Source organism: Clostridium tunisiense TJ (assembly GCF_000300195.1).
In the GTDB taxonomy this organism is placed as follows: Bacteria; Bacillota; Clostridia; order Clostridiales; family Clostridiaceae; genus Clostridium_J; species Clostridium_J tunisiense.
Genome location: NZ_AMQH01000009.1, coordinates 204022 through 227885, shown reverse-complemented (window position 1 = coordinate 227885; position 23864 = coordinate 204022). Strand labels below are relative to the sequence as shown.

Here is a 23864-nt window from a genome sequence, read left to right as displayed (position 1 = left end):
TAAGGAATGTTTTCAAACTATAAGATTACTTACTAATAAGTATTAAACAGAAATTTTTAATTAATGAAATGAGGGGATAAAGATGAAAGGAACAGTAGTGTCCGTTTGGATGCAAACTTGTAGAAAACTGTATGGAGATTCCAGTGTGGATAGCACCATGGAATATGTTGGTTGGGGAAGTGGAAGAGTATTTTCTCCAGTAGAAGATGTAAATGATAGCGATATAAAAAGATTTATGGAGAAGATGTCATCTAGTCAAAATGTTAGCACAGAACAGCTATGGAGAGCCATTGGTAATGATAATATTAACTCCTTTGCTAAGGTTTATCCAGTGTTTTTTAAACACGAAAGAACATATGGATTTTTAAAATCCCTTTATGATATACATACTGTTATGACACAAAAAATTCCTGGAGCAAAGCCTCCAGTGGTAGATATTAAGCCTGTGTCTTCAAGAGAAGCGGTGATGAAATACCAGTCTAAGAGAGGAATGTTCGATTATTTCTTAGGAATGCTGGAGGGGAGTTTTGCATACTTTAATGAAAAGTATGAATATAACATAGAGAAGAAAAATGAGGACTCTATGGAAATTAAAATAACCTTTAGTGAGGATATTTATCAAAAGAAATCTTACTTATTTAACAAAATAACATCCTTAGGTTTCATTAAATCTATAGCAGGAAAGGCTACCGTAGTCACTTTTTTAGTAACCTTATTGACTTCTTTAGGTGTTCTAGGAGTTGATAATATAGTTAAAGCACTGATTTTAACAGGAGTATCCTCAATAGCTACTTTGGTTGGAGTAGGATTACTGCTTAAGCCAACAAAGGACTTAGTAAGATTAGGGGATAAACTAAATAATAATATATTCTTTGAAGATAGAGATATAATTACAAAGGATATCTTTGAAGATATTTTCACAAGTATTAAAACTCATATGAAGAGCATGAGTTCTGATTTTGTGGTATTTAATGGTATTACCGAGGAAATGAGAGACTTCTCTGAGAAACTTGGAAAGATTTCAGATAATATGGACAAGACTTCTAATGAAATTTCTCAGGTAGTGGAGCAAGTGGCTAGCACCTCTGTAGATCAAGCTCAAAATACAGAACAAGCAGCGTCTATCTTAAATGATAATATAAATGCCCTTAAAGTTATTGTAGATAGTGAAAACAATAATAAAGAAGAGTTAGAAGGAACTATTGAAAAAATCAATTCAAGCTTTGATAAAGTTGAGTCTGTAAGTAACAATATAGAAAAAACTTTAAACAATTTCCAAGAAGTTAAGGTTAAAGGCGTCCAACTTGGGGATAAGGCTAAAGACATAACTAACATAGTTTCTATAGTTGCCCAAATTTCTGATCAAACAAATCTGCTAGCATTAAATGCTTCAATAGAGGCTGCAAGAGCTGGTGAGCAGGGCAGAGGCTTTGCTGTAGTTGCTGAGGAAGTAAGAAAACTTGCAGAGCAAACTAAGAAGGCTGTAGAAGAAATTAATTCAAACCTAGTACAGTTTGTGCAAGATATTGATGGTTTAGTAGATAACATTGAAGAACAATATGATACTCTTCAACATGAAACTAAAGGCTTAGAAGAAATTAGAAAAGTAAGCTATGAATCCACTATGTCTGTAAGAACAGTTTCTAAATCTATGATTGAAACTATAAATGATTTAGATAAAGAAGCTAAGTCTATTGCTACAATGTATGAAACTATAGAATCTCTTGCTGCTATAGCAGAAGAGAACTCAGCTTCTACAGAAGAAGTAAGTGCAAATGTAAGTTCTTACACAGAGGAAATTAGACATTTAATTCAGTCAGTTAATGAGTTTAAAAAGATTGCTCAGTACTTTAAAGAGGACTTAGATAAATATAAATTTTAATTAAAAGCTCTCCAGAGAAAATTTTTCTGGAGAGCTTTGCTTACTTAAAATAAGCATAGAGAATAAAGGTTTAAATACAATTGTATAGGAACTAATTAGTTTTTTAATAATTTTCTCGGAAGTAAAATAAATAAGGACTTAGTGTAAAATGTTTCCGAAAGATTTAAAACTATACACCACTTAAGTTAAAGTCTGGCACATAAACTTCTGAGGAAGTACCACTTTCTTGTATAAAGGCATTTTTATATCCAAGCTCTAAACAGCAATCAATTAAGCTATCATAATGCTTTGGATTTAAAGTCCTATTAATTTCAGGAAAATCTTTAGCACCATACATAGGAGTGTACTGATTCATTAGACTTAAGTATACAGAATCACCAAAGGTTTTATAAATGTAATCCACTACTTTTTTTGAGTCAAATAATAGACCTGGAAGCATCAAATGTCTTACTATAACCCCTTTTTTCATCATACCATTTTCATCAAATTGTGGCTCTCCTATTTGGGTTGCCATTTCCTCTATGGCCTTTGAGGCTATATTAAAGTAGTTTGGAGCCTTTGAATACTTTATTGCATACTTATCATTAAAATATTTTAAATCTGGGATATAAATTTGAATATAGCCTTCTAAGGCTTTGATAGTTTCCACTTTTTCATAACCATTAGAGTTATAAACAATAGGGATTTTTAATCCGAATTTTCTAGATAGGTTTATCCCTTCTATAATTTGAAGAGCATAGTGAGAAGGATTAACCAAGTTGATGTTGTGGCAGCCTCTTTCCTCAAGCTCAAGAAAAATTTCACTAAGTCTTTGGGTAGTAATTTCCTTACCCTTAGCCTCATGACTTATTTCATGGTTTTGGCAAAACACACAGCTTAAATTGCAATTAGAAAAAAAGACAGTTCCAGAACCTTTTTCACCAGAAATACATGGTTCTTCCCACATATGAGGGTAGGCTTTAGCAATTTTTAAGGTAAGGGAACTTTTGCAAACTCCAAGGTTTGGAGAAGTTCTATTAGCATTACAATTTCTAGGACATATATTGCAATAGTTTAAGTTGTCTAAGATTATATTGTTAGGCATTTATAAGTTTTCTCCTTTTTTATCTTTATAATTAATGACTAATAAACTGTTAATAATATAGCTATTATTAACCATGATAAATTCACTACCTAATACTTTATAAGCAATAGGTAAATTGGTTTGGTATTATAATAACATATCTTTAGCATAAGGAAAATTATATATTATAGCATAGGATTTAATAAAGATCCTGAAGGTTGGGTGCTGTAGATTTTAGTACATTAATTCACAAAAAAGCCAAAAGCGGAAACATAATCTAAGGAAATAATAGTATATTAGTATTAAGTTATATTTTTACATAAGGCCACAGTATTGGTAACAATCTAATAGGAGGATACTATATGTCAGGTATATGGGAAAATTGCTTTTTACTTAGAATCGGGAACTCTATTTTTATTATAATAGCTTTAGTTACATTTCTCTCTATTATAGTGAAGTTTTTTAAAAGCCTTCTTGGGAATCATTCTAGCAGTGAAAGTGTCTGGAAAAATATCGCTTTATATATTTGTGGATTTTCTATAGTTTATCTTTCAGGAGTAGCATTAATATCAGCCATAGGTAATGGATATATTATTCTAGAATTACAAGGAGCAATAGAGGCCTTGGAAAAAGGAGCTTCATATAAGGTAATGTTTATAAAGCAAGTTCAAGGAAATTTTCAATATACTATTAATAAGTTAATTCAATTAGGAGTTGTTTACTTCCTCTATACAAGAGTAGCTAAGTCAATAAATCTTGAAATTGAGAGGTTAAGGGAAAAGGTAGTGCATTGGAATCTTAAAAATAAATTTTAATAAGGCATTTGAAAGTGCCAATATAATACCCCCAGGGGAAAGTTTCCTCAGGGGGTAATGTTTTAAATTATAGGTTTTTTTCGTAAGCTTCAACCATTCTTTTAACCATTTGTCCGCCTATTGAACCTGCTTCTCTAGAAGTTAGGTCTCCATTGTAACCATCTTTTAAGTTTACTCCTACTTCTTTCGCAGCTTCCATTTTGAATCTGTTTAATCCTTCTCTAGCCTCTGGAACTAATACTCTATTGCTTCTGTTTGACATATTAAATTCCTCCTTTATTGTATAAATTTCTTAGTTATAAGCTAATGATAGAAATAGTTTTATCCCTACTCAAAAGCTCTGGAGAACCAAGGTACATTTAGTTATAATCAAATATTAACTTTAGTTCTTTGTAACTAAGTGTTATTATTATATGCGAATATCTATCATTTAAACTATGAACCTTATGGAAAGCAAACCAAAATAATGTAACAAAAAAATTCAATATATTCTGTCAACTTTATTGTAGTTATGTAAGAATATGGTATAATGGTAATATAAATAGAGTTTTTTACATAACTCATAATCTTATAAGGGTATAAAATAGGGGGGTAAGTTTATGTCTGGCATTTGGGAAAATTATCTTTTACTAAAGATTTGTAACACTTTACTAATCATAATAGCATTAATAGTATTCGGTCTTATTGTAGTGAAGCTTTTTAAAAATGCTTTTATTAATCACTGCAGTAGTGAAAAAGTGTGGAGGAATATTGGATTATATATTTTTGCAATAGCTGTAGTATACTTATCAGGTAGTTCAGCTATTACAGCCTTATATAACGGATATGCCATTGATGAATTAGAAACAATAGGAAGAGTAGGGTTAGAAGCAATTGGGATAGTAGGGGAAAATGCAAATGCTTATAGGGATATTTTATTAAGTCGGATTCAAAGTAGTTTTCAATATTTAGCTAAATACTTGATACTAGCTGGAATGTTCTACTTTCTATATACTAGGGTAGTTAAAGCAATTAGAATTGAAATTGAAGAACTTAGAAAAAATGTTGTACATTGGAATTTAAAAAATAAATTATAAAATAAAAAGGACTTTACCAATAACTATAAAACTATAAAAATCTTTAGGTTTCAACTTAAAAATAAGATTATAAACACAAAAACGCTTAAAAATAAATCCTCCGAGGAGTTTTTCTTCGGAGGACTTTATATATATTTAAGTATATAATTTGATATAGACTCTATCTAGTTTTTTTCATCTTCAAGTAGAACATAACACATTGCACAGAAAAAATTAAACTAATGATCCCAAAGCCAGGATAAAGATAAGTTATTAAGGTTTTAAATCCTATTTGAGATACAGGGATAGCTATTAATAATACTAAAAAAATGCCCTTTTTATAAGGAATTTTATATTTGTTTTCAAGGGTTTTTCCTACACTATAAATATTTGAAACCTCAGTTGAAAACATTTCACACCAGATTACTATAAGCAGAAGCACTTGAATCAGTGGACCGAATCTACTTGCTACATGAAGCAACGGAATTTCATATTTAAATATACTTGGTATGTTTACAAGTAGCATAGAATTAATTAACCCTGCAAGAAGTGTTAAAGTAAGGGCACCAATTATAAGTCCAGTGATTATAACTCTCTTCTTTTTCATTTCCTTTGTTAGCGGAACTATAACACCACTGGAAAATAACATATTAAAGCCGGCATATAAAAAGGATGAAATTATCCATTGATTAGGAACTAAAATTGTTTTATGCACAGGTACTCCCTTTAAATACTCTAGTGACATTGTTCCTTTAGAATAAACAAGATATAGTACAAATACTGTAATTATAATTGTTGTAAGAGAAGGAACTATAAAGGAGTTAATGGCTATAAGTCCTTTTGTATCATTAAGCAAGGTAACTAAGGCTACCACTACCATAATTAAGATTCCAATATATCGTGGAAGTCTAAAGTACTGATAAAGTAGAGCACCACTTCCGGCTAGGATAATGGCAGCTCCAGAAATTAAAAAAAAGCTAGTTAAATAATCTGTTATTTTTCCCAAGAACCCTGGGCTAACAAGATTTATAAAGTCTGTATAGGAATTCAAATTATATTTTACACTAATGGATACCATTATAGAGCTAAACACCATATAAAAGACTGCACAAATAAGAAGTCCCCAAAAGCTCATGTACCCATAGGTTGAAAAGAACTGAGTTATTTCTTGACCAGATGCGAGACCAGCACCTACTATTGTTCCAATAAACACTGTGGCTACTTGAAAAACATGTTTTATATCTCTTCCCAAAAAATCTCCCCCATAAATTTATATCTGTTACTAATATATAAGAGGAAGTGGACAAATATGAGGAATTAAGAGAATTTGTGGACAATAAAAAGAAGAATGAGGACAAAGCTATAGAAAGGCTTAAAAAGAGACCTTTAAGTTTTTAACTTAAAGGCCTTTTAGGAAAGAATAATCTCAATAAAAAGGAGGTAAGATTTATTCTTTTGAATAGCAGCTTAATATTAAATTAATATATCTTTCTTAGTAAACACAAAGTGTGTTATTAAGTAGCAAACTAATGTCCATACAAGGAATATCATTACAGCTAATCCTAAGGTGGAACTAGGGTTGTTAAACATTAAAGCAGTGTCTCCTTTAATTACAGCACCCATATCTACATAAGATGTAAATACGTACATTGCAAATTTCTTAAGGAAACCTACTAGGTTGAAAATAATAGTCATGGCAATTAAAGAAACAGTAGCAAGTCCCATGGATACCATACTACTCTTGAATAGTGCTGATACAAGGAATACGAAAGACGTACATGCTAATATATATAGTCCTTGGGTCAATAATAGTTCTATAGTGTATTTCCACATAGGAATTATTTGAGAACTACCGGCTATAAGAGCTAGTGGATGGCCACCATTTGGCAGAAACACAGATTGATCAAAGGCATATCTTGCTCCAACCATAACTGGATAAGAAGAGTTTCCGAAACCATAAATCAAACCAACCACAAGAAAAGAAATTATTTCTACAGACATAATTAATCCTATAGCAGCTAAAGTTACTGCGATAAACTTCGAGAAAATAACTTTTCCTCTAGATACAGGTTGAGTTAGTAAAAGCTTTAACGTTGGAGGAGTGCATTCCCCAGACACCATATCTGCTGCAAAAATTGCAATACCTATTACTAAGAATACCTGACCTAAAATACCTATTAATTTTTCAAGATATGAAAAGGCATTGAAATCGTAGTCTTCCATAGGTTTAATATTGTTATCCTTCAAATATTTTAATTGTTGAAGTTCTTGCTCCCAACCGCCTTTTAATTTCTTGGAATTACTTTGATCTTCTTTTAGCGTTGTTTCAAGTTCTTTTATTCTAGTGTTCAAGTTTTCTTTCCAATCTACTTCTTTTCCACTTAAGGCTTTAAGTTTAGAAAGCTGATCTTTTAAGTCAACAGTGTTTTCGTCAAGGTGTTTCAGATATTCTTCCTTTTTTGTGGCATCATTTCTTACTTCTGGGGGAAGATTATTTTTTTGTTCTTCATTGAACTTGATATTTTCTTCAATATTTTGAATTTGAAACTCTGGACTATTATATTTTTTCGTATCTTCAGAGTCTTTATAAAGACCAAAGGCTAAAACCGCAGTAAGTAGCATAAAAGCTATAACAACTACTAGAGTTTTTACCCTTTTAAATAGTTTAAGTAGTTCATATCTAATTAAGGTTATCATTATCTAATACCTCCTTCCACAAGTTCCATGTATCTTTGCTCAAGTCCATTATGCTTTTTATAAACTTCATAAATATCTATGTTTTCACCTACAAGTGCTTTGATAACTTCTGGTGAAGAGTTCTTGTCAGTTACAACGGTAAAGGTGTTATCTAAAGCAGAACAACCTCTTACCATCTTTATATTTTGAAGTGCTGCAGTAGCTTTAGAGGAATCACCTACAACAATAGTTAGAGTTTCAGTTTGGTTGTTTACGTTTCCATCTGCAATGCTTTCTATTGCTTTAATTTCTCCATGGTTGATAAAGGCTACTGTATCACAGAGTTGTTGAACTTCGCTAAGAATATGAGAGGATATAAGTACAGCGGCATTAGTTTCTTTAACAGCCTTTTTTACTATTTCTCTAAAGTCAATGATTCCAGTTGGGTCAAGACCGTTAGTAGGCTCGTCCAAAATAAGTAGTTTTGGCTTTGATAAAAGAGCTGAAGCTAGCCCAAGTCTTTGTTTCATTCCAAGGGAGTATTTCCCTACCTTATCATCTATTCGTCCAGTTAAATTAACTAAATCAATAATTTCATCCACATTTTTTCTTGGGATCTTTTTTATGTCAGCGATCATATTTAGATTTTGCCTTCCTGTAAGGTAAGTGTACATTTCAGGATTTTCAACTACAGCACCTACATTAGATAGGGCTTTAACCCTATTAGTTCCAATGCTATTGTCGCATATACTAATATTTCCTTTATCCGCAGCGATAAGACCTACCAGCATTCTAATAGTAGTAGTTTTACCAGCACCGTTAGGACCAAGAAATCCAAATATTTCCCCTTCTTTAATAGAAAAACTAATGCCTTTAATAATTTCTCTTTTACCTAGTTTTTTATAGACATTATTTACTTCAAGTACATTCATCAATAATTCTCCTTTCAACCGTAGAATTAAAAAAGTTAATTACATTTTAATATGTGATATAGAATAATAGCATTTGCATATACAATTTTAACTTATTCAACGACTTTGGAAGGAGTATTAAATTTTTTAGGGAGTTTTGGGGAATATCCTTCCAAAATGCCGTTAAATAATTTTTGTGGAAACTTTCTTCACATACTTCACTGGAAGTTTGCTTAACACTACAAGAATAATTATAGCACCTATTATCCAGCAATTACCTGAATATTTACATAAAGTTTTCTTAAGAATTCCTTAAGAAAAGGTTAAGTATGGAAAGAATTAAGAAGAGAGTTTCAGATTTATAATTGGAGAGGTATTCATAAAATCATAAGAAAAGTGGTATAATTAAATTATTACTATTGAAGAATAATAATTTTAAGGAGATGTACATGGATAAGAAGAATTCAGAAAGATTTTTAAGTGCTTTCATAAAAATTGAAGCTAAGCTTAAAGAAATAGTGGGCAATGATGTACACAAGGCTTTCTATCAATTAGTTGATAGGGCTGCAGTAAAAAATCCTGGTATTGAAAAATATAGAGGGATACTAAAAGAGTATGCCGAATTACGTAATGCTATAGTTCATAAAAGGATTGAGGATGAAGCTATTGCTGAACCACATATAAAAGTAGTTGAGGATTTAGAGTTTATATGTGAGATGCTTACTAAACCTCTTACTCTAGAAAATGAATTTCTTCAAAAGGTAGTAAAGTGTAGCTCTTATGACAAACTTAGTGTGGCTACGAGAAAAATGTTTAAAAATAACTTTTCTAAAATTCCAGTCTATGATAATAGAAAATTTGAAGGATTGCTTACCACTGATAGTATAGCTAGATGGGTGGCTTACAACTTAGAAAGTGGAGTTGAATTTTCTGAAGATGTAGATGTAGGAACAATTTTAGAATTTAGTGAGAATAAGCAAAGTTATACCTTTATCTCAAAAACAGCTACAGTATTTCAAGCTATAGATGTGTTTGAACAGTGGTATAAAAAAGGACTTCGACTTAATGCAATTATTATTACAGAATCAGGAGATAAGAATGAACCTCCATTAGGGATATTAAGTTTGTTCGACCTTCCTAAATTATATGAGAGAATTTCTAAATAGAATTATACTATACCCAAACCTTATACCTCTTCTATTTGATGAGGTATAAGGTTTTTTATATTGTACTTTAATGTAGAAAAAAGTCGAATAGATCAAGCTTCATCTATTGGAATTTTCAATTATACAATTTATTCTTCATATAATATAATTTATAAAGGTATGAATTCAATATATTTTATAAAGTTTGTAAAAGAATTTGTAATTGGTGAAAAATGACTTTTGTATTTCCAAAATAATTACTATAAGTTAGAGTTTTCTATCTAATATGAACCAGTAATATGTATGAATTTACCTGATAAGAATAAAACTATGATTATTAAATAAAATTGGATTTTACGAAAAATTTTTGTTAAATAAAGCTTTAGTCTAATCTTTACAAAAAGAAATACTGATTATATGGAGGGGAATTTTTATGAAAAAAGTAATGGCAGCAGTGCTTGCTGGATTAATGATGTTTTCAGTTACCGCTTGTGGAAAGGGTGGGCAGACTGAAACTGCTAAAAAAGAAACACCTACCTTTAAAATAGGCGCAATTCCAGATCAAGCTTCAGCAGAGTTAAATAGAAATATGGGTGAAATGGCGAAATACTTAAGTGAGAAAACAGGGCTTAAGGTAGAGTTTGTACCTTCAGTAGATTATGCAGCATTAGTTACAGGGTTTGAAAGAGGAGAAGTTCAAATGGCTTGGTTTGGTGGACTTACAGGAGTTCAAGCAAGAGCTGTAGCTCCAGGTTCAGAGGCTATTGCACAAAGACCGATGGATGCCAAGTTTAAATCAGTATTCATTGCCCAAAAGGATTTAGAAGTTACTAAACTTGAGGATTTAAAAGGAAAAACTTTTACTTTTGGTAGTGAAAGTTCAACATCTGGAAGCTTAATGCCACGCCACTTCTTAACTGAAGCAGGAATTGATCCAGAGAAGGACTTTAATGGAGGACCAAATTACTCAGGCAACCATGATAAAACTATTGCACTTGTGCAAAGTGGTTCTTTCCAAACAGGAGCCCTAAATATATCAGTTTGGGAAAAGTCTCTTAAGGAAAATAAAGTAGACTTAACTAAGGTTAAAGCTTTCTATACAACTCCAGAGTACTTTGATTATCATTGGACAATTAACACTCCAGAAAATGTAGATAAAGTATATGGAGAAGGAACAAAAGAGAAGGTAAAAAAAGCTATAATAGACATGAAAGCTGATGGGGGCGGTTCACAAGCTGAGGTTTTAAAATTCTTCCAAACAGATAAGTTTGTAGAAACTAAAAATGAAAACTATAAAGCTATTGAAGAAGTAGGTAAAAAACTAGGAATGGTGAAGTAGTTTAGGAGTATAGAATTATTTAGATGAACTTGCTTAAAATGAACTTGTTCAAAATGAACTTGTTCATTAACTATAAGTAAATTACTTTTAATAATGACTTTGGAGGGGCGAAAGCCTTGCCAAAGTTATTGTTTTAATATGGGGTTCTAGTTTGGCAGATTCCAGGTTTTCATGGTATATTATTTGATGAAAAGTTAGAGAATTGAAAATAAAAAACAACCTAGTTAAGGTTAAAATCTACTAGAATAAGCTATTTAATTTTGATGAGTATGGATTTGATTTGCAATAATAAGGAACTATAAGAAAATGTAGGTAGATGGCAGGTGAAAAGATGAACACAGAAACTAATAATTTATTTGAAATTAACAATATATCAAAAATTTATGAAAGAAAAATAGCCCTAGATTCACTTTCTATTAATATAAAGAAAGGTGAGATTGTTGCCTTAATAGGACCCAGTGGAGCTGGAAAGACTACTTTATTAAACATCTTAGCTACAGTACTAAACACTGATAAGGGAGAAATACTTTTAGATGGTAATAATATAGAGAGTTATAAAGGAGTAAAGGAGTTAGCAAAGAAGATAGGGATTATCCGCCAACAATTTGATTTAGTAGGCTCCTTACCTGTTATTCATAATGTGTTAGCAGGTAGACTTAAGGATTGGGGGTTTTTAAAATCCTTATTATCTTTATTGATTCCACAAGACAAGGAGTTAGCAATTAAGGCGCTAGAAAGAGTTGGCATAGAAGAAAAGGCCTATGAGAGAACTTCCAAGTTATCGGGAGGAGAGCAGCAAAGAGTAGCTATGGCAAGATTATTAGTACAAAATCCTGAAGTGATTTTAGCTGATGAACCTGTATCCTCCTTAGACCCTGCTCGTGCAGAGGATATTTTATATACCTTAACAAATCTTGTAAGGGAAGAAGGGCAAACTCTTATAGCAAGTCTTCACTCTGTTGAATATGCAAAAAAGTATTTTAATAGAATAATTGCTCTGCGTGAAGGAAGGATATACTTTGACCTTCCAGTAGAGAAGGTAACAAGTGATGTACTTAAGGAATTATATGATTTGAAGGAGTTGAAGGAAGATGCGCAGTCTTAAATCAACCTTGGATTATCATAAGAAAAACATTTTAACTGTAATTCTTCTTTTAATGTTTGTTTGGAGCCTTTTTTCGGTAACATGGAGTTCAGAGCTTATACATGCTGGTGGAAAGGCTACAATAATGCAGATTCTTAACTCTATTTTACATCCTAAGATAACTTCAGAGCTAATAGAGCTTGCTATTGTTTCCACCTGGAGAACTCTAGCCTATGCAGTAGCAGGAATGACTTTAGCCTTTATATTTGCCTTTGTCTTTGGTATTTTAGCTTCTGGAATTATGTCAGAAGGTGAAACTTCAAGAAAAATTTCTAAAAGTATATTCAGAGGGATTTTAGGCTTTATGAGAGCTATTCATGAATTAGTTTGGGCTTGGCTCTTTGTTGCAGCTATTGGACTGACACCCTATGCAGCCATTTTTGCTCTAGCTATTCCCTATGGAGGAACTTTAGGAAGAATTTATGCAGATATTTTAAATGATGTTTCTAAGGAGCCTATAAAAGCACTAAAATCTTCAGGGGCTTCAAAACTTCAGCTTTTAATATATGGTTATTTACCTCTAGCTAAGGTGGACATGATTAGCTATACCATGTACAGATTCGAATGTGCAGTTCGTTCTTCAACTATTATGAGTTTTGTTGGCTTGGGAGGTCTTGGTTTCCAAATTCAGTTATCTCTTCAAGACTTAAACTATAATGAGGTTTGGACTTTTATGTTCTTCCTAACAGCTTTAGTAGTTTTAATTGATCTTTGGAGTAATGTGCTTAGAAATAAACTAATTTCGGATAATCAGGGCAAAAGAAGAGTCAACTTTAGTAAGTTTTCACTAATTCTAGCTACAATAATAATTGTGGGTTCTTGGATATTTATAGTTGTGGTGGATAAGGCAGATTTTTTTGGACTATTTACAGAAAAAAATTATATGTATACTAAAAAATTCATAAATGGCCTTCTTGGAGTTGGGGAAGCAAATCCAGCCTTTTTAAATGGTGAAAATTGGGGAAAAGCCCTGAAGCTTACCTATGATACTCTTCAAATGAGCGTTATGGCTATTGGTTTTGCAACTATTGCAATGCTACTTACTGTAATTCCCGCAGCAAGAAATGTGGCTGATGGAACTTTAACTTTAAGCAAGAAATGGTACAAATGGATTAGTTTTGGGGTAATCCGATTTGTTTATATATTTTCAAGGGCAGTTCCAGAGTTAGTTTGGGCAATGATTATAGTATTTATATTTAAACCAGGGATTCTCCCAGGAGCTATAGCTCTTGCTATACACAACTTTGGGATCCTTGGGAAACTATGTGCAGAAGTTATAGAGGATTTAGATTTAAGACCAGTTAGAAATATAGCATCTTCTGGAGGAACACCATCACAAATGCTTTTTTATGGAGTAATTCCAGCGGCAATGCCTAAGTTTATAACTTACATTCTCTATCGTGGTGAAGTAATCCTTCGTACTACTATAGTAGTAGGTTTCGTGGGAGCAGGAGGCCTTGGACAGCAGTTTAAATTAAGTATGAGTTACTTTAAATATACAGAAATAACCTTACTATTACTTTGTTATTTATTACTTGTAATTCTTGCAGATCTATTATCTGAGGGATCAAGGAAGCTAAGTGAGTAAGAACACAAAACCGCGGAAACAAAAGTCTGCGGTTTTGTGTTTTACTTTTGTAGGTTGGTATAAACTACTTTATATGATGAGGAAAAATTATCCATAGGGTGATTACAATATGATATTGCTGGTGATATAATTAATATAGGTCTTTAAATTTTAGGGATTCTAATGAATTTAAGAAAAGGGAAATGAAAAAAATGAGAGGTTCAATCATTGCAATGATTGTAGTTCTGGTGGTAATTGTTGTATTTAAAATAAGAGCGGGACATAAAATGGAATTATGGGACATATTAGATGAGATGGAGGGGTAAGATGAAGAAGTTAAGTATAAAGCGTAAGGATGTAATTCAAACCTTAGGGCTTTTGATAGGTATACTATTAGTGAGAGTTTTTCTTATAGATAATGTAAGGGTAGAAGGACAATCCATGTATCCCACTTTAAATATGGAAAAATACAATGATAGGGTAGTTGTAGAAAGGTATAAGCATTATACAAAGAATTACAAGAGGGGAGATGTTGTAATTCTAAAATCCCACAAAACGAATAACGATATATTTATTAAGAGAGTTATAGGGTTGCCAGGAGAAACTATAGAAATAAAACAAGGCAAGGTATATATTAATGATAATTTATTAGAGGAAGATTACTTAAGTGATAATATGAATACTAATCCACAAATGAAGGTGGTAGTTCCTCAAGGCCATTTATTTGTTTTAGGGGATAATAGAGTAAATAGTACTGATAGTAGAATTATTGGTACAGTATCTATAGATGATATTTTAGGAAAAGCAAGCTACAGGTTTAATATTCTACACTTGGACTTTGAAAAATTAAAGTAGAATATAGAGAAAAAAGTCTATCTCTTATAGTGTAGTTAAGATATAGAGATTAAACTAGTTTAACTGTTACATATTAATTTTTAAAGTGAGGATGTATTTATGTTAGAGGGTAATAATAAAGTTCTTGTAATTTACAAATCAAAGTATGGAAGCACAAAACGTTATGCAACATGGATTGCTGAAGAGGTAAAAGGGGACTTGATTGAAAGTTCTAAGGTTAAAATCGAAGACTTAGTAAAGTATGATACTATAGTTTTCGGAGGCTTCTTATATGCTGGAAGTATTAAAGGGATAAAGGTAATCACTGAAAACTTCGCTAATATTAAGGATAAAAGAATAATAGTGTTTGCTGTTGGATCTTCTTCAGAAAAGTCAAAGGAAGTTGAGAAGACTTTTGTTACAAATCTTAATGGAGAGCTTAGGGAAAAAGTAAAGCATTTTTATCTTAGAGGATCGTTAAATTATCAAAAAATGGGCTTAGTAGACAAAGTTATGATGGGGATGCTTAGAATAATGCTTAAAAAGGCTCTTAAGGGCGATGTATCTGTTGATGAGAGAGCTGAAATGGAAGAAATACTAAAGGCTTATGGCAATCCAGTAGATTGGACAGATAAGAAGGCTATTGAGCCTATAGTACAGTGTATAAATAAAAATTTAAGCAAAAACTAGAGGGGGATGTTTATGTCACAAGGTGCTAACAAGGTCCTTGTAATCTACAAATCAAAGTATGGAAGTACAAAACGTTACGCCCAGTGGATTGCTGAAGAGACTAATGGAGATTTAATTGAGAGTTCTAAAGTTAAAGGTGAAGATTTAAAGAAGTATGACACTATAGTTTTTGGTGGGTTTTTACATGCGGTGGGAATTAGTGGAGTTAAGATAATTACTGAGAACTTCAAAAACATAGCAGATAAGAGGCTTATAGTATTTGCTGTAGGTTGTACGCCAGAAAGAGAAAAGGATATAGAAAAAGTATTCTCAGCAAACCTTAAAGCTGAAATGAGAGGAAAAATCCAGTGTTTTTACTTAAGGGGAGCTTTTAACTATGAGAGTTTAGATTTTGTTGATAAGATGATGATGAATGCACTAAAAATAAAGCTTAAAAAGATCCAGGAAGAAGATTTGGACGAGGATGCTAAGGGTTTGTTAGAGTGCTATGATAATCCAGTGGATTGGACAGATAAGAAGTTTATTCAGCCTATAGTAAAGTGTATAAATGAAAATTAAGATTTATTTTTTAGGTTATTTGAAAAATGGTTTCTTCATTGTATGAAGAAACCATTTTCTTTTGCAATATTTATACTAAAACTTGAAAAATTCTAAAGAACTATTACATTTTCTCAGGGGCCTCTATTCCAAGTAGGTCAAGACCAGCTTCTAATACCTTTTGAGTTAAGGTAATTAAGTTTAGCCAAGACATCTTCTTCTCAGTATTTTCCTCTGCAATAATTCTATTATCATGGTAGAACTTATTGAATAAGTTTGACAAGTCATAGATGTAATCGCAAATTTTATTTGGAGATCTATCTTTAAAACTTAAGTTTACTACTTCATTGAATCTAGAAATTTTAAGCATTAAATCTCTTTCAGTGTTGCTGTAAGGGTGAAGAATTTCCTTTGAATTTGAAAGGTTTATTCCTTCAGCTTCAGCTTTTCTTAGAATAGATTTTATTCTAACTACTGTGTATAAAAGATAAGGGCCTGTATTTCCCTCAAAAGAAGAGAACTTATCCATATCAAAAATATAATCTTTAGTAGCCTGGTTTGAAAGGTCACCATATTTAAGTGCTGCAAGACCCACTTTTCTTGAAATTTCTTCAACTTCTTCAGGTGTCATAGTATCAGTTTCTTTTAATTTATCTTTTACGTTATCTTTAATGATTTGAATTAAGTCTTGGAGTCTCATAACTCCACCTTCTCTTGTTTTGAAAGGTTTGCCGTCTTTTCCGTTCATAGTACCAAAGCCAATGAAGTCAAGAGTTGCAGCTTCCTTTATAATATTAGTTTTCTTAGCACATCTAAATACTTGCTCAAAGTGTAGTCCTTGTCTTTTATCAACTACATAGATAATAGCATCAGGATTGTAATCCTTAACCCTTTCTACAATAGTAGCAAGGTCTGTAGTACTATAAAGAGTAGCACCATCAGATTTTAATATTATAATTGGAGGAACTGTATAAGTATCAGATTCCTTAGCTACATCAATAACTAAAGCACCTTCACTTTCGTAAGTAAAGCCTTTTTCCTTGAACAATTCTACCATTTCAGGAATGTATTTTTGGCAGTCACTTTCTCCCTTCCAGAGGTCGAATTCTACGTTTAAGTTTCCATAGTTTTTCTTTAAATCTGATATAGAAACATTTAAGATATGTTTCCAAAGAGCAACATAACCTCTGCGGCCGTTTTGAAGTTCAAAGGTAGCTTTTCTAGCAGCTTCCATGGCCTTCTCATCAGATTTTGCAAGACTGCTAGCCGCAGGATAAATTTCTTCTAACTCATCAATGGTAAAAGGTGCTATTTCAGGATACTCACCTACATAGCTTTCATCAAAGTAAGGTAGATCTGGACTGCGCCTTTCTACTTCAGAAATTACCATGCCAATTTGAAGTCCCCAATCACCTAAGTGAACGTCTCCAATCACCTTGTGGCCTAGGTAGCGACCAATTCTTTTTATGCTTTCTCCAATGATAGCAGCACGAAGATGCCCAACGTGGAGAGGTTTTGCCACATTAGCTCCACCATAGTCAACAACTATAGTCATTGGATCTACATCACTAGAACAGCCAAGCTTTTCATCACCATACATATTATTTATGTAACTTGATATAAAGCTATCTTTTAAGTTTATATTTATAAATCCTGGGCCTGCAATAGACACATTTTCAAAATTCTCTTCATTTTCAACTGCTGAAACAATTTCTTTAGCTATATCAATAGGAGACTTTTTATATTTTTTTGCAGCTGCCATTGCACCATTGCATTGAAACTGGCAAAGATCTGGTCTGTTTGATACAGTGACAGTACAAAGCTGCCTATCATAACCACATTCTTCAAATTTATCTTCCATTATAGTACTAATTTTTTTTATAAGTTTTTCCATAGTTTCCTCCTTATATAAGAATACTTATTATATTATATCTCTAAAGATAAGGGTTTTAATCATTAAGTTTATAAAAGGCTAAAAATTTCACGGTCTAGGCTTACTTGAATAAGAGAATTTACTAGTATTTTACTAAATATTCTCCAGAGAAATAAAGCTTACAGCAAAGTTTCGGTGGTTAGCAATAAATCTAACACATAAGAGATAAAGTTACATAAACATGTTTACCATTCATGCAAAGAATTTAAATATTTTAAGGGAATAAGAAAATTATCATATATTAGCAAAAACTAGAAGTTTATTCCAATAAAAATACAAATAACCCCTTATTTAATGATAAATCCTTCGAATAGTGTAAGGGATAATAGTATCAATAAAAATAATACACTAAAATTTACTAATAATACAACATAATATTTTTTCGTAATATATATAAGTATATTTTAGAAAATTTAATTAATTTCATATAAAAACTAGAAAAGATATGTTAATTAAGAGTAAATCTATTCAAGCAATTTGACATTCATTTCTAGTAGTGTAAAATATAACATGTATAGTTATGAGGGAAAACGGGGGATTAAAATGGTTAAAGAAGCTAATTATAGCATACTTATTGTGGATGATAACCATAATAATTTATTCACATTAAGAGAACTCATTAAGGAATATATAGATGCAGAAATCCTTGAGGCAGATTGTGGAGAACAGGCCCTTACCATACTTTATGATAGAGCTGTAGATTTAATTATATTAGATATTCAGATGGAAGGTATGGATGGTTTTGAAATAGCCTCTTTAATTAAGAATAGAAAAAAGACTAAGGATATACCCATAGTATTTCTCACTGCTGCCTACAAAAATGATGAGTTCAGAAGTCGGGGATTTGAACTTGGAGCAGTGGACTATTTAGTTAAACCAATTGATGAGTATCAACTCATAAATAGAATAAATGTATATCTTAAACTTATTGAGAAAGAAAGAAATTTAAATTTGCTTTTAGAACAAAGAGTTAATGAGCAAGTGAAAGAGCTTAGAAAAGCCAAGGAAGAGGCTGAGGCAGCAAATGAGGCTAAGAGTATGTTTTTAGCTAACATTTCTCATGAGCTTAGAACTCCTTTAAATATATTATTAAGCTCAGTACAGCTTATAGATCTTTATTTACATAATGACAAACCTTTAATAAAAGAAAAACTAAGTGAGAAAATTGATATGCAAAGACAAAACTGTTACAGACTTTTAAGGCTTGTAAACAATTTAATTGATATTACAAAAATGGACGCAGGTTTCTTTTCACTAAATTTTTGCAAGTGTAATATTGTTGAAGTCGTTGAATCTATAACCATGTCTGTAGTAGATTACGTCAATAATAAAGGGATTAATTTGATTTTTGACACAGATATAGAAGAGCTAATAATGTGTTGTGATTTAGATGCTATTGAGAGGATTGTGCTTAATCTTTTATCAAATGCTATAAAGTTTACTCCTGTTGGAGGAGTTATTTTTGTTAACATCAGATCCTCTGAAGACAAAATAACTATCTCTGTAAAAGACACAGGAATAGGAATGGCTCAAGAAACCCTAGATAAAATTTTCGAAAGATTTAAACAGGGAGAGGAACTGCTTACAAGAAGAAGTGAGGGCAGTGGAATTGGACTAAGTTTAGTGAAGTATTTGGTAGAAATGCATAATGGACAAGTATATGTAGAGAGCAAGTATAAGATGGGTAGTGAGTTTTTTGTGGATTTACCTATAAACAAAACTATACAAAGTGAATTTACTAGTAGCATGCATAAGGAATGCAAATTAAATAATAACGTAGTTGAGAAGATAAATATTGAGTTTTCTGATATATACATATAAAAATGAGGAGAGGTAACATGAAAGTACTCGAAAAGATAAGTGTAAGGAAAAGACTTATGGCTGTATTAGCTATATGGATATCAACTTTTATTTTCTTTGGAGCTTTAGCTATTAGGGAAATGAACGTTTTAGGTAATGTAACTAGGGAACTATACTATCATTCTCTTCCAGTTGCTAATGCTGCAATAGAGGCAAGGGTAAATATCATTAAAGTTCAAAAAGATATTAGAGAGTTAATATTATCAAGAAATAGTATAGAACTAGAGGTTCTCACAAAGAAGATTGAAGAAACGGATAAAATAATTTTAGATAACTTAAATATAATTAAAGCTCAAACCCAAATAGAAAATACTAAGGATTTAGAAATAGAGGTAAGAGATACTTTTAGGCAATGGCAGGAGTATAGAAAAAAAATCATTGCTACTGTTAGAGCAGGAAATGTAGGAGAAGCTAATGAGTTAATAAAGAGTGTTAATAATAACTTTGTAGGGACCCTTGAAAGTTTATTAGACTCTATAGATAATAACTCTACTATTAATGCAGAAAATTTAACAAATAAGTCAAAGGAAATAGAACAAAGGGAAGCTATACTGCTTATTTCAACTATATGTACACTTATCATAGTATTTATAATTATCTTTATCTTTGTAACTAAAAGTATTTTATTACCAATAGATAAGTTGCAAAGTGTTATGAATACGGTGATTAATTCAGGAGAACTTATAACCGTAGATATAAAAGGAAATAATGAAATCTCACGAATGTCGAATTATTACAATGATTTGGTAAATAAGTTAAGGTATAGTTTTTTTATAAAGGATAATCAAAATCAGTTAAATGAAAAGGTTTCAGTTTGTGATACCATAGAGGAATTTGCTGAAACCACTATAAGTCACTTAGCTAGGGCTACTTCTGCGGCAAAGGGAATTTTTTATGTATATAATAGAAGCAAGAAGCAATTAGAATTAAAGGGCACATTTGCATTTTCTGAAGAAGACAAGCCTTTAATAAAAATTATAAAAGGTGAAGGAATAATAGGACAAGTTGCCCTTGAGAAAAAGGCAATAATGCTAAAAAGTTCGGACAATATAAACGCATTTATCTCCACAGGAATATCTAGGGAGAAAGTTAATAATATATATGCTTTCCCATTAATGTATAAGGAAGAACTTTATGGGGTTATAGAACTTGCTTCCTTAAATAGTTATGAGGAGAAGACTATTGAATTCTTGGAGTCCATAAGCAATGTTATTTCAATTAATTTATACTCAGCTATGCAGAGAGAAAGAATAAAAGAACTTTTCAAAGTATCTGAAGAGGCTAGAAGAGAAGCCAATGAAAAGTCTAGAGAGCTAGCTAAGGCAAATGAAACCCTAAATAGACATCAGGAATACTTACAACAGCAAAGTGCAGAGCTTCAGCAAAGTAATGCAGAATTAGAGGAGCAACAACAACTTCTACAGCAGCAAAGTGAAGAGTTACAGCAAACTAATGCAGAACTAGAAGAGCAACAGCAATTGCTACAGCAGCAAAGTGAGGAAATGCAGCAAACTAATACAATATTAGAGGAGCAGCAAGAACAACTTAATGAGCAAAAGGATCTTTTCCAAGAACAAAATAGAAGACTTGAGGCCTATACTGTTGAACTCTCAAAGAAAACTCAAGAGTTAGAGCTCACCAACAAATATAAATCAGAGTTTTTATCAAATATGTCCCACGAACTTAGAACTCCTTTAAACTCTATTATCCTATTGTCAAAGTTACTTTTAGACAAGAGTAAGGAAAGATTAAGTATAGGAGATGAAGAGAAAATCGCTGTTATAAATAAGTCTGGACAGGAACTTTTAAGGTTAATAAATGATGTATTAGATCTTTCTAAGGTAGAATCAGGAGTAATGAGTTTAGATAAGTATAATTTCCATTCTAGAAGTATCTCTAAAGAGATAAAGGATATGTTTGTAAATGTAGCCATAGAAAAAGGGTTGGAATTTCAAGTAAAGGATAAGTTGAGTAAAGAGTTATATGGAGATGAACATAAGATATCCCAAATTTTGAGAAACTTAATTTCTAATGCAATAAAGTTTACTGAAAAAGGTCAAGTAGAGCTTGAAATTCAAGAAGATACTTTAGATAAAGGTACAGTTATATTTGCTATTAGAGATACTGGAATAGGAATATCTAAGGAAAAACAAGCTATTATTTTTAATGAATTTCAGCAGGGGGATGGATCAGTATCTAGAAAGTACGGCGGTACAGGTTTAGGTTTATCCATTTCCAAGAAGTTAGCAGAAATAATGGACGGAGAAATAAAAGTTAATAGTATACCAGGTCAAGGCAGTGAATTTTTATTGAGAATTCCTAATTTAGTTGTAAACTGTTATAAATGCAATAATACCACAGGCAAGAAGTCTCATAATGAAGATGTTGATGGCATTGGATTTTTACCAGTTAAGGATATTGAGTCAGAAAAATCCAAGTTTTATATAAATGGTTGTAGCATTGAAAGTGAAAACTATTATAAAGACTCAAAGAAACTATCACAGTCAGTAAAAGAAAGTAAATTAAGTCTTAAGGGTAAAACTATTCTTATTGTGGATGATGATCCAAGAAATATATTTACTTTAGCCTCAACTTTGGAGGAGTACGATGGAACTGTTATAGAAGCAAGCAATGGAAGGTCTGCACTAGATAAGCTTCATAAGAAAAAGATAGACTTGGTACTGACGGATATTATGATGCCAGAAATGGACGGTTATGAAGTCATAACACATATAAGAAAAGATGAAAATTATAATAATATTCCAATCATAGCAGTTACAGCTAAGTCTTTGAAGGAAGAACGAGAAAAGTGCATAGCTGTAGGGGCTAGTGATTATGTATCTAAACCTGTGGATTATGATAGTTTGATAAGAATAATTAAGGCATGGATTGATAGATAGAAATAAAACGTATTAAGTGTAAAGTTGGATATAATTGTATTATATAATAACAATAGTCTAGTATAAATAATGAATTACTAGACTATTATTATTGAGATAAATAAAAAATAAAAATATAATATAGCACTATATACTTTTAAACCTCTTTTTATCTATATATAATAGAGTTTAGAAGCTAAAAAATAACTGCAACTTATGGCTTTAATTATAGTTTTGGGAAGAGCTAGAGCCTAAATTCTTTTATTGAAAACTAAATTAAAACTTAGACCATAATAAATCTAAGTTAGTTTTCACAAGACTTATAAAGGGAAGAAAAATTTGTCTTACCAATTGTTAAGTCTTTTATTCTACTTTTTAGGGTGATAATTATGAAGATGCAGATAAGTATTAAGGAAAATAATATTAAAGAAGTTTTAGTTATGGGAAATATAAGTTCAAGAGATGAAATAGATTCACTAATTAGAGAACTAAATGAAGGAGAGTGTGAGAAAGTTCATATTACCTTTTTTGATGCTAATATGATACATGTTGATATAGTTGAAAAGCTTAATTGTTTATATGAAAAAGCTTTATGTAATATATATATTTTTAAGCGGTATCTATATTCTTACCTATATAATCTAGGAATTAGAGCAAAGTATATTGGCAATAAGCTCTTAAATAGGTGTTACGGAGAGTATGAAAATACGGAAAAATTAAAAGAAGATGAGGTAAGAGATTTTCTAGAGGATATTAATAATGCCTACGGATATGATTATAGAGGTTATCAAATTCAAAGTATAGTTAGAAGGATAAATATATCTATGATTAGATCTAATATAAAAAGTTTAAGTGAATTTCGTAAGGCTGTGAATTCGGACAGTAACATTTTAGAGCAGCTATTTCTAGATTTCTCCATAAATACAACAGAGTTTTTTAGAGATCCAGAGGTGTTTAAGGTTCTAAGAGAACAGGTGCTTCCAAAGCTTAACACCTTTAATCATATTAAAATTTGGTGTGTGGGTTGTTCCATTGGAAAAGAACCCTACTCATTAGCTATTATGTTGCATGAGTTAGGTCTGCTTAATAAGACTCAAATTTATGCTACGGATATAAATCCATATGTCATAGAAGAGGGGAAAAATGGTTTATTCACTAAGAGAGATTTAGAAAAGGAAATTGTAAATTATAATAGTGCCCAAGGTGAAAAAAACTTTCTTGACTACTTTGATGTAAAGGATCAATATATCAAAATTAAAAGTTTTCTAAAGGAGAAAATATTATTTTTCTCTCATAGTCTTATAAGCAATGGAAACTTAAATGAATTTACTTTAATCCTTTGTAGGAATGTACTTATTTACTTTACACCAGAACTTCAAGGACAAGTTTTAGAGAATTTTTATGATTCTCTTGATAGAAATGGATTTTTAGTGTTGGGAAAAAGTGAAGGTCTCATGCTAAATGGTGGAGAGAGGTATTTTAAAGATTATATGGAAAGAGAAAAGATATTTATAGTAAAATAGATTATACTTAA

The 23864-nt window shown here is 31.4% G+C and carries 19 protein-coding genes; 13 read left to right on the top strand and 6 right to left on the bottom strand.

The window, feature by feature from the left end; all coding sequences use genetic code 11:
• Nucleotides 1–82: 82 nt before the first annotated feature.
• Nucleotides 83–1882: a heme NO-binding domain-containing protein gene (locus tag C661_RS0109080; RefSeq protein WP_017415003.1), complete on the top strand. Its 1800-nt coding sequence runs from the start codon at nt 83–85 to the stop codon at nt 1880–1882.
• 169 nt (nt 1883–2051) lie between these two features.
• On the opposite strand, the gene C661_RS0109075 is transcribed toward C661_RS0109080, so the two are convergent.
• On the bottom strand, nt 2052–2966 hold the full coding sequence (locus C661_RS0109075) for a radical SAM protein (RefSeq protein WP_017415002.1): 915 nt from the start codon (nt 2964–2966) through the stop codon (nt 2052–2054).
• A 341-nt stretch (nt 2967–3307) separates the two neighbouring features.
• Between C661_RS0109075 and C661_RS0109070 the strand changes: the two genes are divergently transcribed.
• Nucleotides 3308–3760: a hypothetical protein gene (locus C661_RS0109070; RefSeq protein ID WP_017415001.1), complete on the top strand. Its 453-nt coding sequence runs from the start codon at nt 3308–3310 to the stop codon at nt 3758–3760.
• Between the two features lie 67 nt (nt 3761–3827).
• On the opposite strand, the gene C661_RS0109065 is transcribed toward C661_RS0109070, so the two are convergent.
• Nucleotides 3828–4022 carry an alpha/beta-type small acid-soluble spore protein gene (locus C661_RS0109065; protein ID WP_017415000.1) on the bottom strand — a complete coding sequence of 65 codons (195 nt, stop codon included), beginning with the start codon at nt 4020–4022 and terminating at the stop codon, nt 3828–3830.
• A 337-nt stretch (nt 4023–4359) separates the two neighbouring features.
• Here C661_RS0109065 and C661_RS0109060 point away from each other — a divergent pair, with 337 nt between their 5' ends.
• Complete coding sequence (locus C661_RS0109060) at nt 4360–4836, top strand: hypothetical protein (protein ID WP_017414999.1); 477 nt, start codon at nt 4360–4362, stop codon at nt 4834–4836.
• 160 nt (nt 4837–4996) lie between these two features.
• Here C661_RS0109060 and C661_RS0109055 read toward each other — a convergent pair whose 3' ends face one another.
• From C661_RS0109055 to C661_RS0109040, 3 genes are all read right to left on the bottom strand, one after another.
• Entirely contained in the window at nt 4997–6067 is a 1071-nt protein-coding gene (locus tag C661_RS0109055) for a YkvI family membrane protein (protein WP_017414998.1), read from the bottom strand.
• 221 nt (nt 6068–6288) lie between these two features.
• Entirely contained in the window at nt 6289–7512 is a 1224-nt protein-coding gene (locus C661_RS0109045; protein WP_017414996.1) for a DUF2705 family protein, read from the bottom strand.
• A complete protein-coding gene (locus tag C661_RS0109040; protein ID WP_017414995.1) occupies nt 7512–8423 on the bottom strand; it encodes an ABC transporter ATP-binding protein in 912 nt (303 codons plus the stop codon). The genes C661_RS0109045 and C661_RS0109040 overlap by 1 nt, the downstream gene beginning before the upstream one ends.
• Nucleotides 8424–8851: 428 nt before the next feature.
• Between C661_RS0109040 and C661_RS0109035 the strand changes: the two genes are divergently transcribed.
• From C661_RS0109035 to C661_RS0109000, 7 genes are all read left to right on the top strand, one after another.
• Nucleotides 8852–9568 carry a CBS domain-containing protein gene (locus C661_RS0109035; protein WP_017414994.1) on the top strand — a complete coding sequence of 239 codons (717 nt, stop codon included), beginning with the start codon at nt 8852–8854 and terminating at the stop codon, nt 9566–9568.
• Nucleotides 9569–9980: 412 nt separating this feature from the next.
• Nucleotides 9981–10886, top strand: a complete 906-nt coding sequence (locus tag C661_RS0109030) for a putative selenate ABC transporter substrate-binding protein (RefSeq protein WP_017414993.1) — start codon at nt 9981–9983, stop codon at nt 10884–10886.
• A gap of 316 nt (nt 10887–11202) precedes the next feature.
• Nucleotides 11203–11991 (top strand): phosphonate ABC transporter ATP-binding protein, encoded by a 789-nt coding sequence (locus C661_RS0109025; RefSeq protein ID WP_202803540.1) that lies wholly within the window; start codon nt 11203–11205, stop codon nt 11989–11991.
• Nucleotides 11978–13618, top strand: a complete 1641-nt coding sequence (locus tag C661_RS0109020) for a PhnE/PtxC family ABC transporter permease (protein ID WP_017414991.1) — start codon at nt 11978–11980, stop codon at nt 13616–13618. Before C661_RS0109025 ends, C661_RS0109020 begins: the two co-directional genes overlap by 14 nt.
• Before the next feature lie 306 nt (nt 13619–13924).
• Nucleotides 13925–14452, top strand: coding sequence for a signal peptidase I (lepB, locus tag C661_RS0109010; RefSeq protein ID WP_017414989.1), 528 nt, complete (start codon nt 13925–13927; stop codon nt 14450–14452).
• 99 nt (nt 14453–14551) lie between these two features.
• Nucleotides 14552–15121 carry a flavodoxin domain-containing protein gene (locus C661_RS0109005; RefSeq protein ID WP_017414988.1) on the top strand — a complete coding sequence of 190 codons (570 nt, stop codon included), beginning with the start codon at nt 14552–14554 and terminating at the stop codon, nt 15119–15121.
• 12 nt (nt 15122–15133) lie between these two features.
• Entirely contained in the window at nt 15134–15679 is a 546-nt protein-coding gene (locus C661_RS0109000; protein WP_017414987.1) for a flavodoxin domain-containing protein, read from the top strand.
• Between the two features lie 103 nt (nt 15680–15782).
• Here the strand turns inward: C661_RS0109000 and argS are convergent, their stop codons facing one another.
• Nucleotides 15783–17552, bottom strand: coding sequence for an arginine--tRNA ligase (argS, locus tag C661_RS0108995; protein WP_017414986.1), 1770 nt, complete (start codon nt 17550–17552; stop codon nt 15783–15785).
• A 582-nt stretch (nt 17553–18134) separates the two neighbouring features.
• On the opposite strand from argS, the gene C661_RS0108990 reads away from it, so the two are divergent.
• The 3 genes from C661_RS0108990 (at nt 18135) to C661_RS0108980 (ending at nt 23853) form a co-directional block, all read left to right on the top strand.
• Nucleotides 18135–19412 (top strand): hybrid sensor histidine kinase/response regulator, encoded by a 1278-nt coding sequence (locus C661_RS0108990; protein ID WP_017414985.1) that lies wholly within the window; start codon nt 18135–18137, stop codon nt 19410–19412.
• A 17-nt stretch (nt 19413–19429) separates the two neighbouring features.
• Nucleotides 19430–22351 (top strand): response regulator, encoded by a 2922-nt coding sequence (locus C661_RS0108985; protein ID WP_017414984.1) that lies wholly within the window; start codon nt 19430–19432, stop codon nt 22349–22351.
• A gap of 368 nt (nt 22352–22719) precedes the next feature.
• Entirely contained in the window at nt 22720–23853 is a 1134-nt protein-coding gene (locus C661_RS0108980; RefSeq protein WP_017414983.1) for a CheR family methyltransferase, read from the top strand.
• Nucleotides 23854–23864: the final 11 nt, after the last annotated feature.

What these genes read in the sequence shown, in the direction of transcription:
- C661_RS0109080 (WP_017415003.1), top strand. Translation starts at nt 83, where the DNA reads ATGAAAGGAACAGTAGTGTCCGTTTGGATGCAAACTTGTAGAAAACTG.
- C661_RS0109075 (WP_017415002.1), bottom strand. Translation starts at nt 2,966, where the DNA reads ATGCCTAACAATATAATCTTAGACAACTTAAACTATTGCAATATATGT.
- C661_RS0109070 (WP_017415001.1), top strand. Translation starts at nt 3,308, where the DNA reads ATGTCAGGTATATGGGAAAATTGCTTTTTACTTAGAATCGGGAACTCT.
- C661_RS0109065 (WP_017415000.1), bottom strand. Translation starts at nt 4,022, where the DNA reads ATGTCAAACAGAAGCAATAGAGTATTAGTTCCAGAGGCTAGAGAAGGA.
- C661_RS0109060 (WP_017414999.1), top strand. Translation starts at nt 4,360, where the DNA reads ATGTCTGGCATTTGGGAAAATTATCTTTTACTAAAGATTTGTAACACT.
- C661_RS0109045 (WP_017414996.1), bottom strand. Translation starts at nt 7,512, where the DNA reads ATGATAACCTTAATTAGATATGAACTACTTAAACTATTTAAAAGGGTA.
- C661_RS0109040 (WP_017414995.1), bottom strand. Translation starts at nt 8,423, where the DNA reads ATGAATGTACTTGAAGTAAATAATGTCTATAAAAAACTAGGTAAAAGA.
- C661_RS0109035 (WP_017414994.1), top strand. Translation starts at nt 8,852, where the DNA reads ATGGATAAGAAGAATTCAGAAAGATTTTTAAGTGCTTTCATAAAAATT.
- C661_RS0109030 (WP_017414993.1), top strand. Translation starts at nt 9,981, where the DNA reads ATGAAAAAAGTAATGGCAGCAGTGCTTGCTGGATTAATGATGTTTTCA.
- C661_RS0109025 (WP_202803540.1), top strand. Translation starts at nt 11,203, where the DNA reads ATGGCAGGTGAAAAGATGAACACAGAAACTAATAATTTATTTGAAATT.
- C661_RS0109020 (WP_017414991.1), top strand. Translation starts at nt 11,978, where the DNA reads ATGCGCAGTCTTAAATCAACCTTGGATTATCATAAGAAAAACATTTTA.
- lepB (WP_017414989.1), top strand. Translation starts at nt 13,925, where the DNA reads ATGAAGAAGTTAAGTATAAAGCGTAAGGATGTAATTCAAACCTTAGGG.
- C661_RS0109005 (WP_017414988.1), top strand. Translation starts at nt 14,552, where the DNA reads ATGTTAGAGGGTAATAATAAAGTTCTTGTAATTTACAAATCAAAGTAT.
- C661_RS0109000 (WP_017414987.1), top strand. Translation starts at nt 15,134, where the DNA reads ATGTCACAAGGTGCTAACAAGGTCCTTGTAATCTACAAATCAAAGTAT.
- argS (WP_017414986.1), bottom strand. Translation starts at nt 17,552, where the DNA reads ATGGAAAAACTTATAAAAAAAATTAGTACTATAATGGAAGATAAATTT.
- C661_RS0108990 (WP_017414985.1), top strand. Translation starts at nt 18,135, where the DNA reads ATGGTTAAAGAAGCTAATTATAGCATACTTATTGTGGATGATAACCAT.
- C661_RS0108985 (WP_017414984.1), top strand. Translation starts at nt 19,430, where the DNA reads ATGAAAGTACTCGAAAAGATAAGTGTAAGGAAAAGACTTATGGCTGTA.
- C661_RS0108980 (WP_017414983.1), top strand. Translation starts at nt 22,720, where the DNA reads ATGAAGATGCAGATAAGTATTAAGGAAAATAATATTAAAGAAGTTTTA.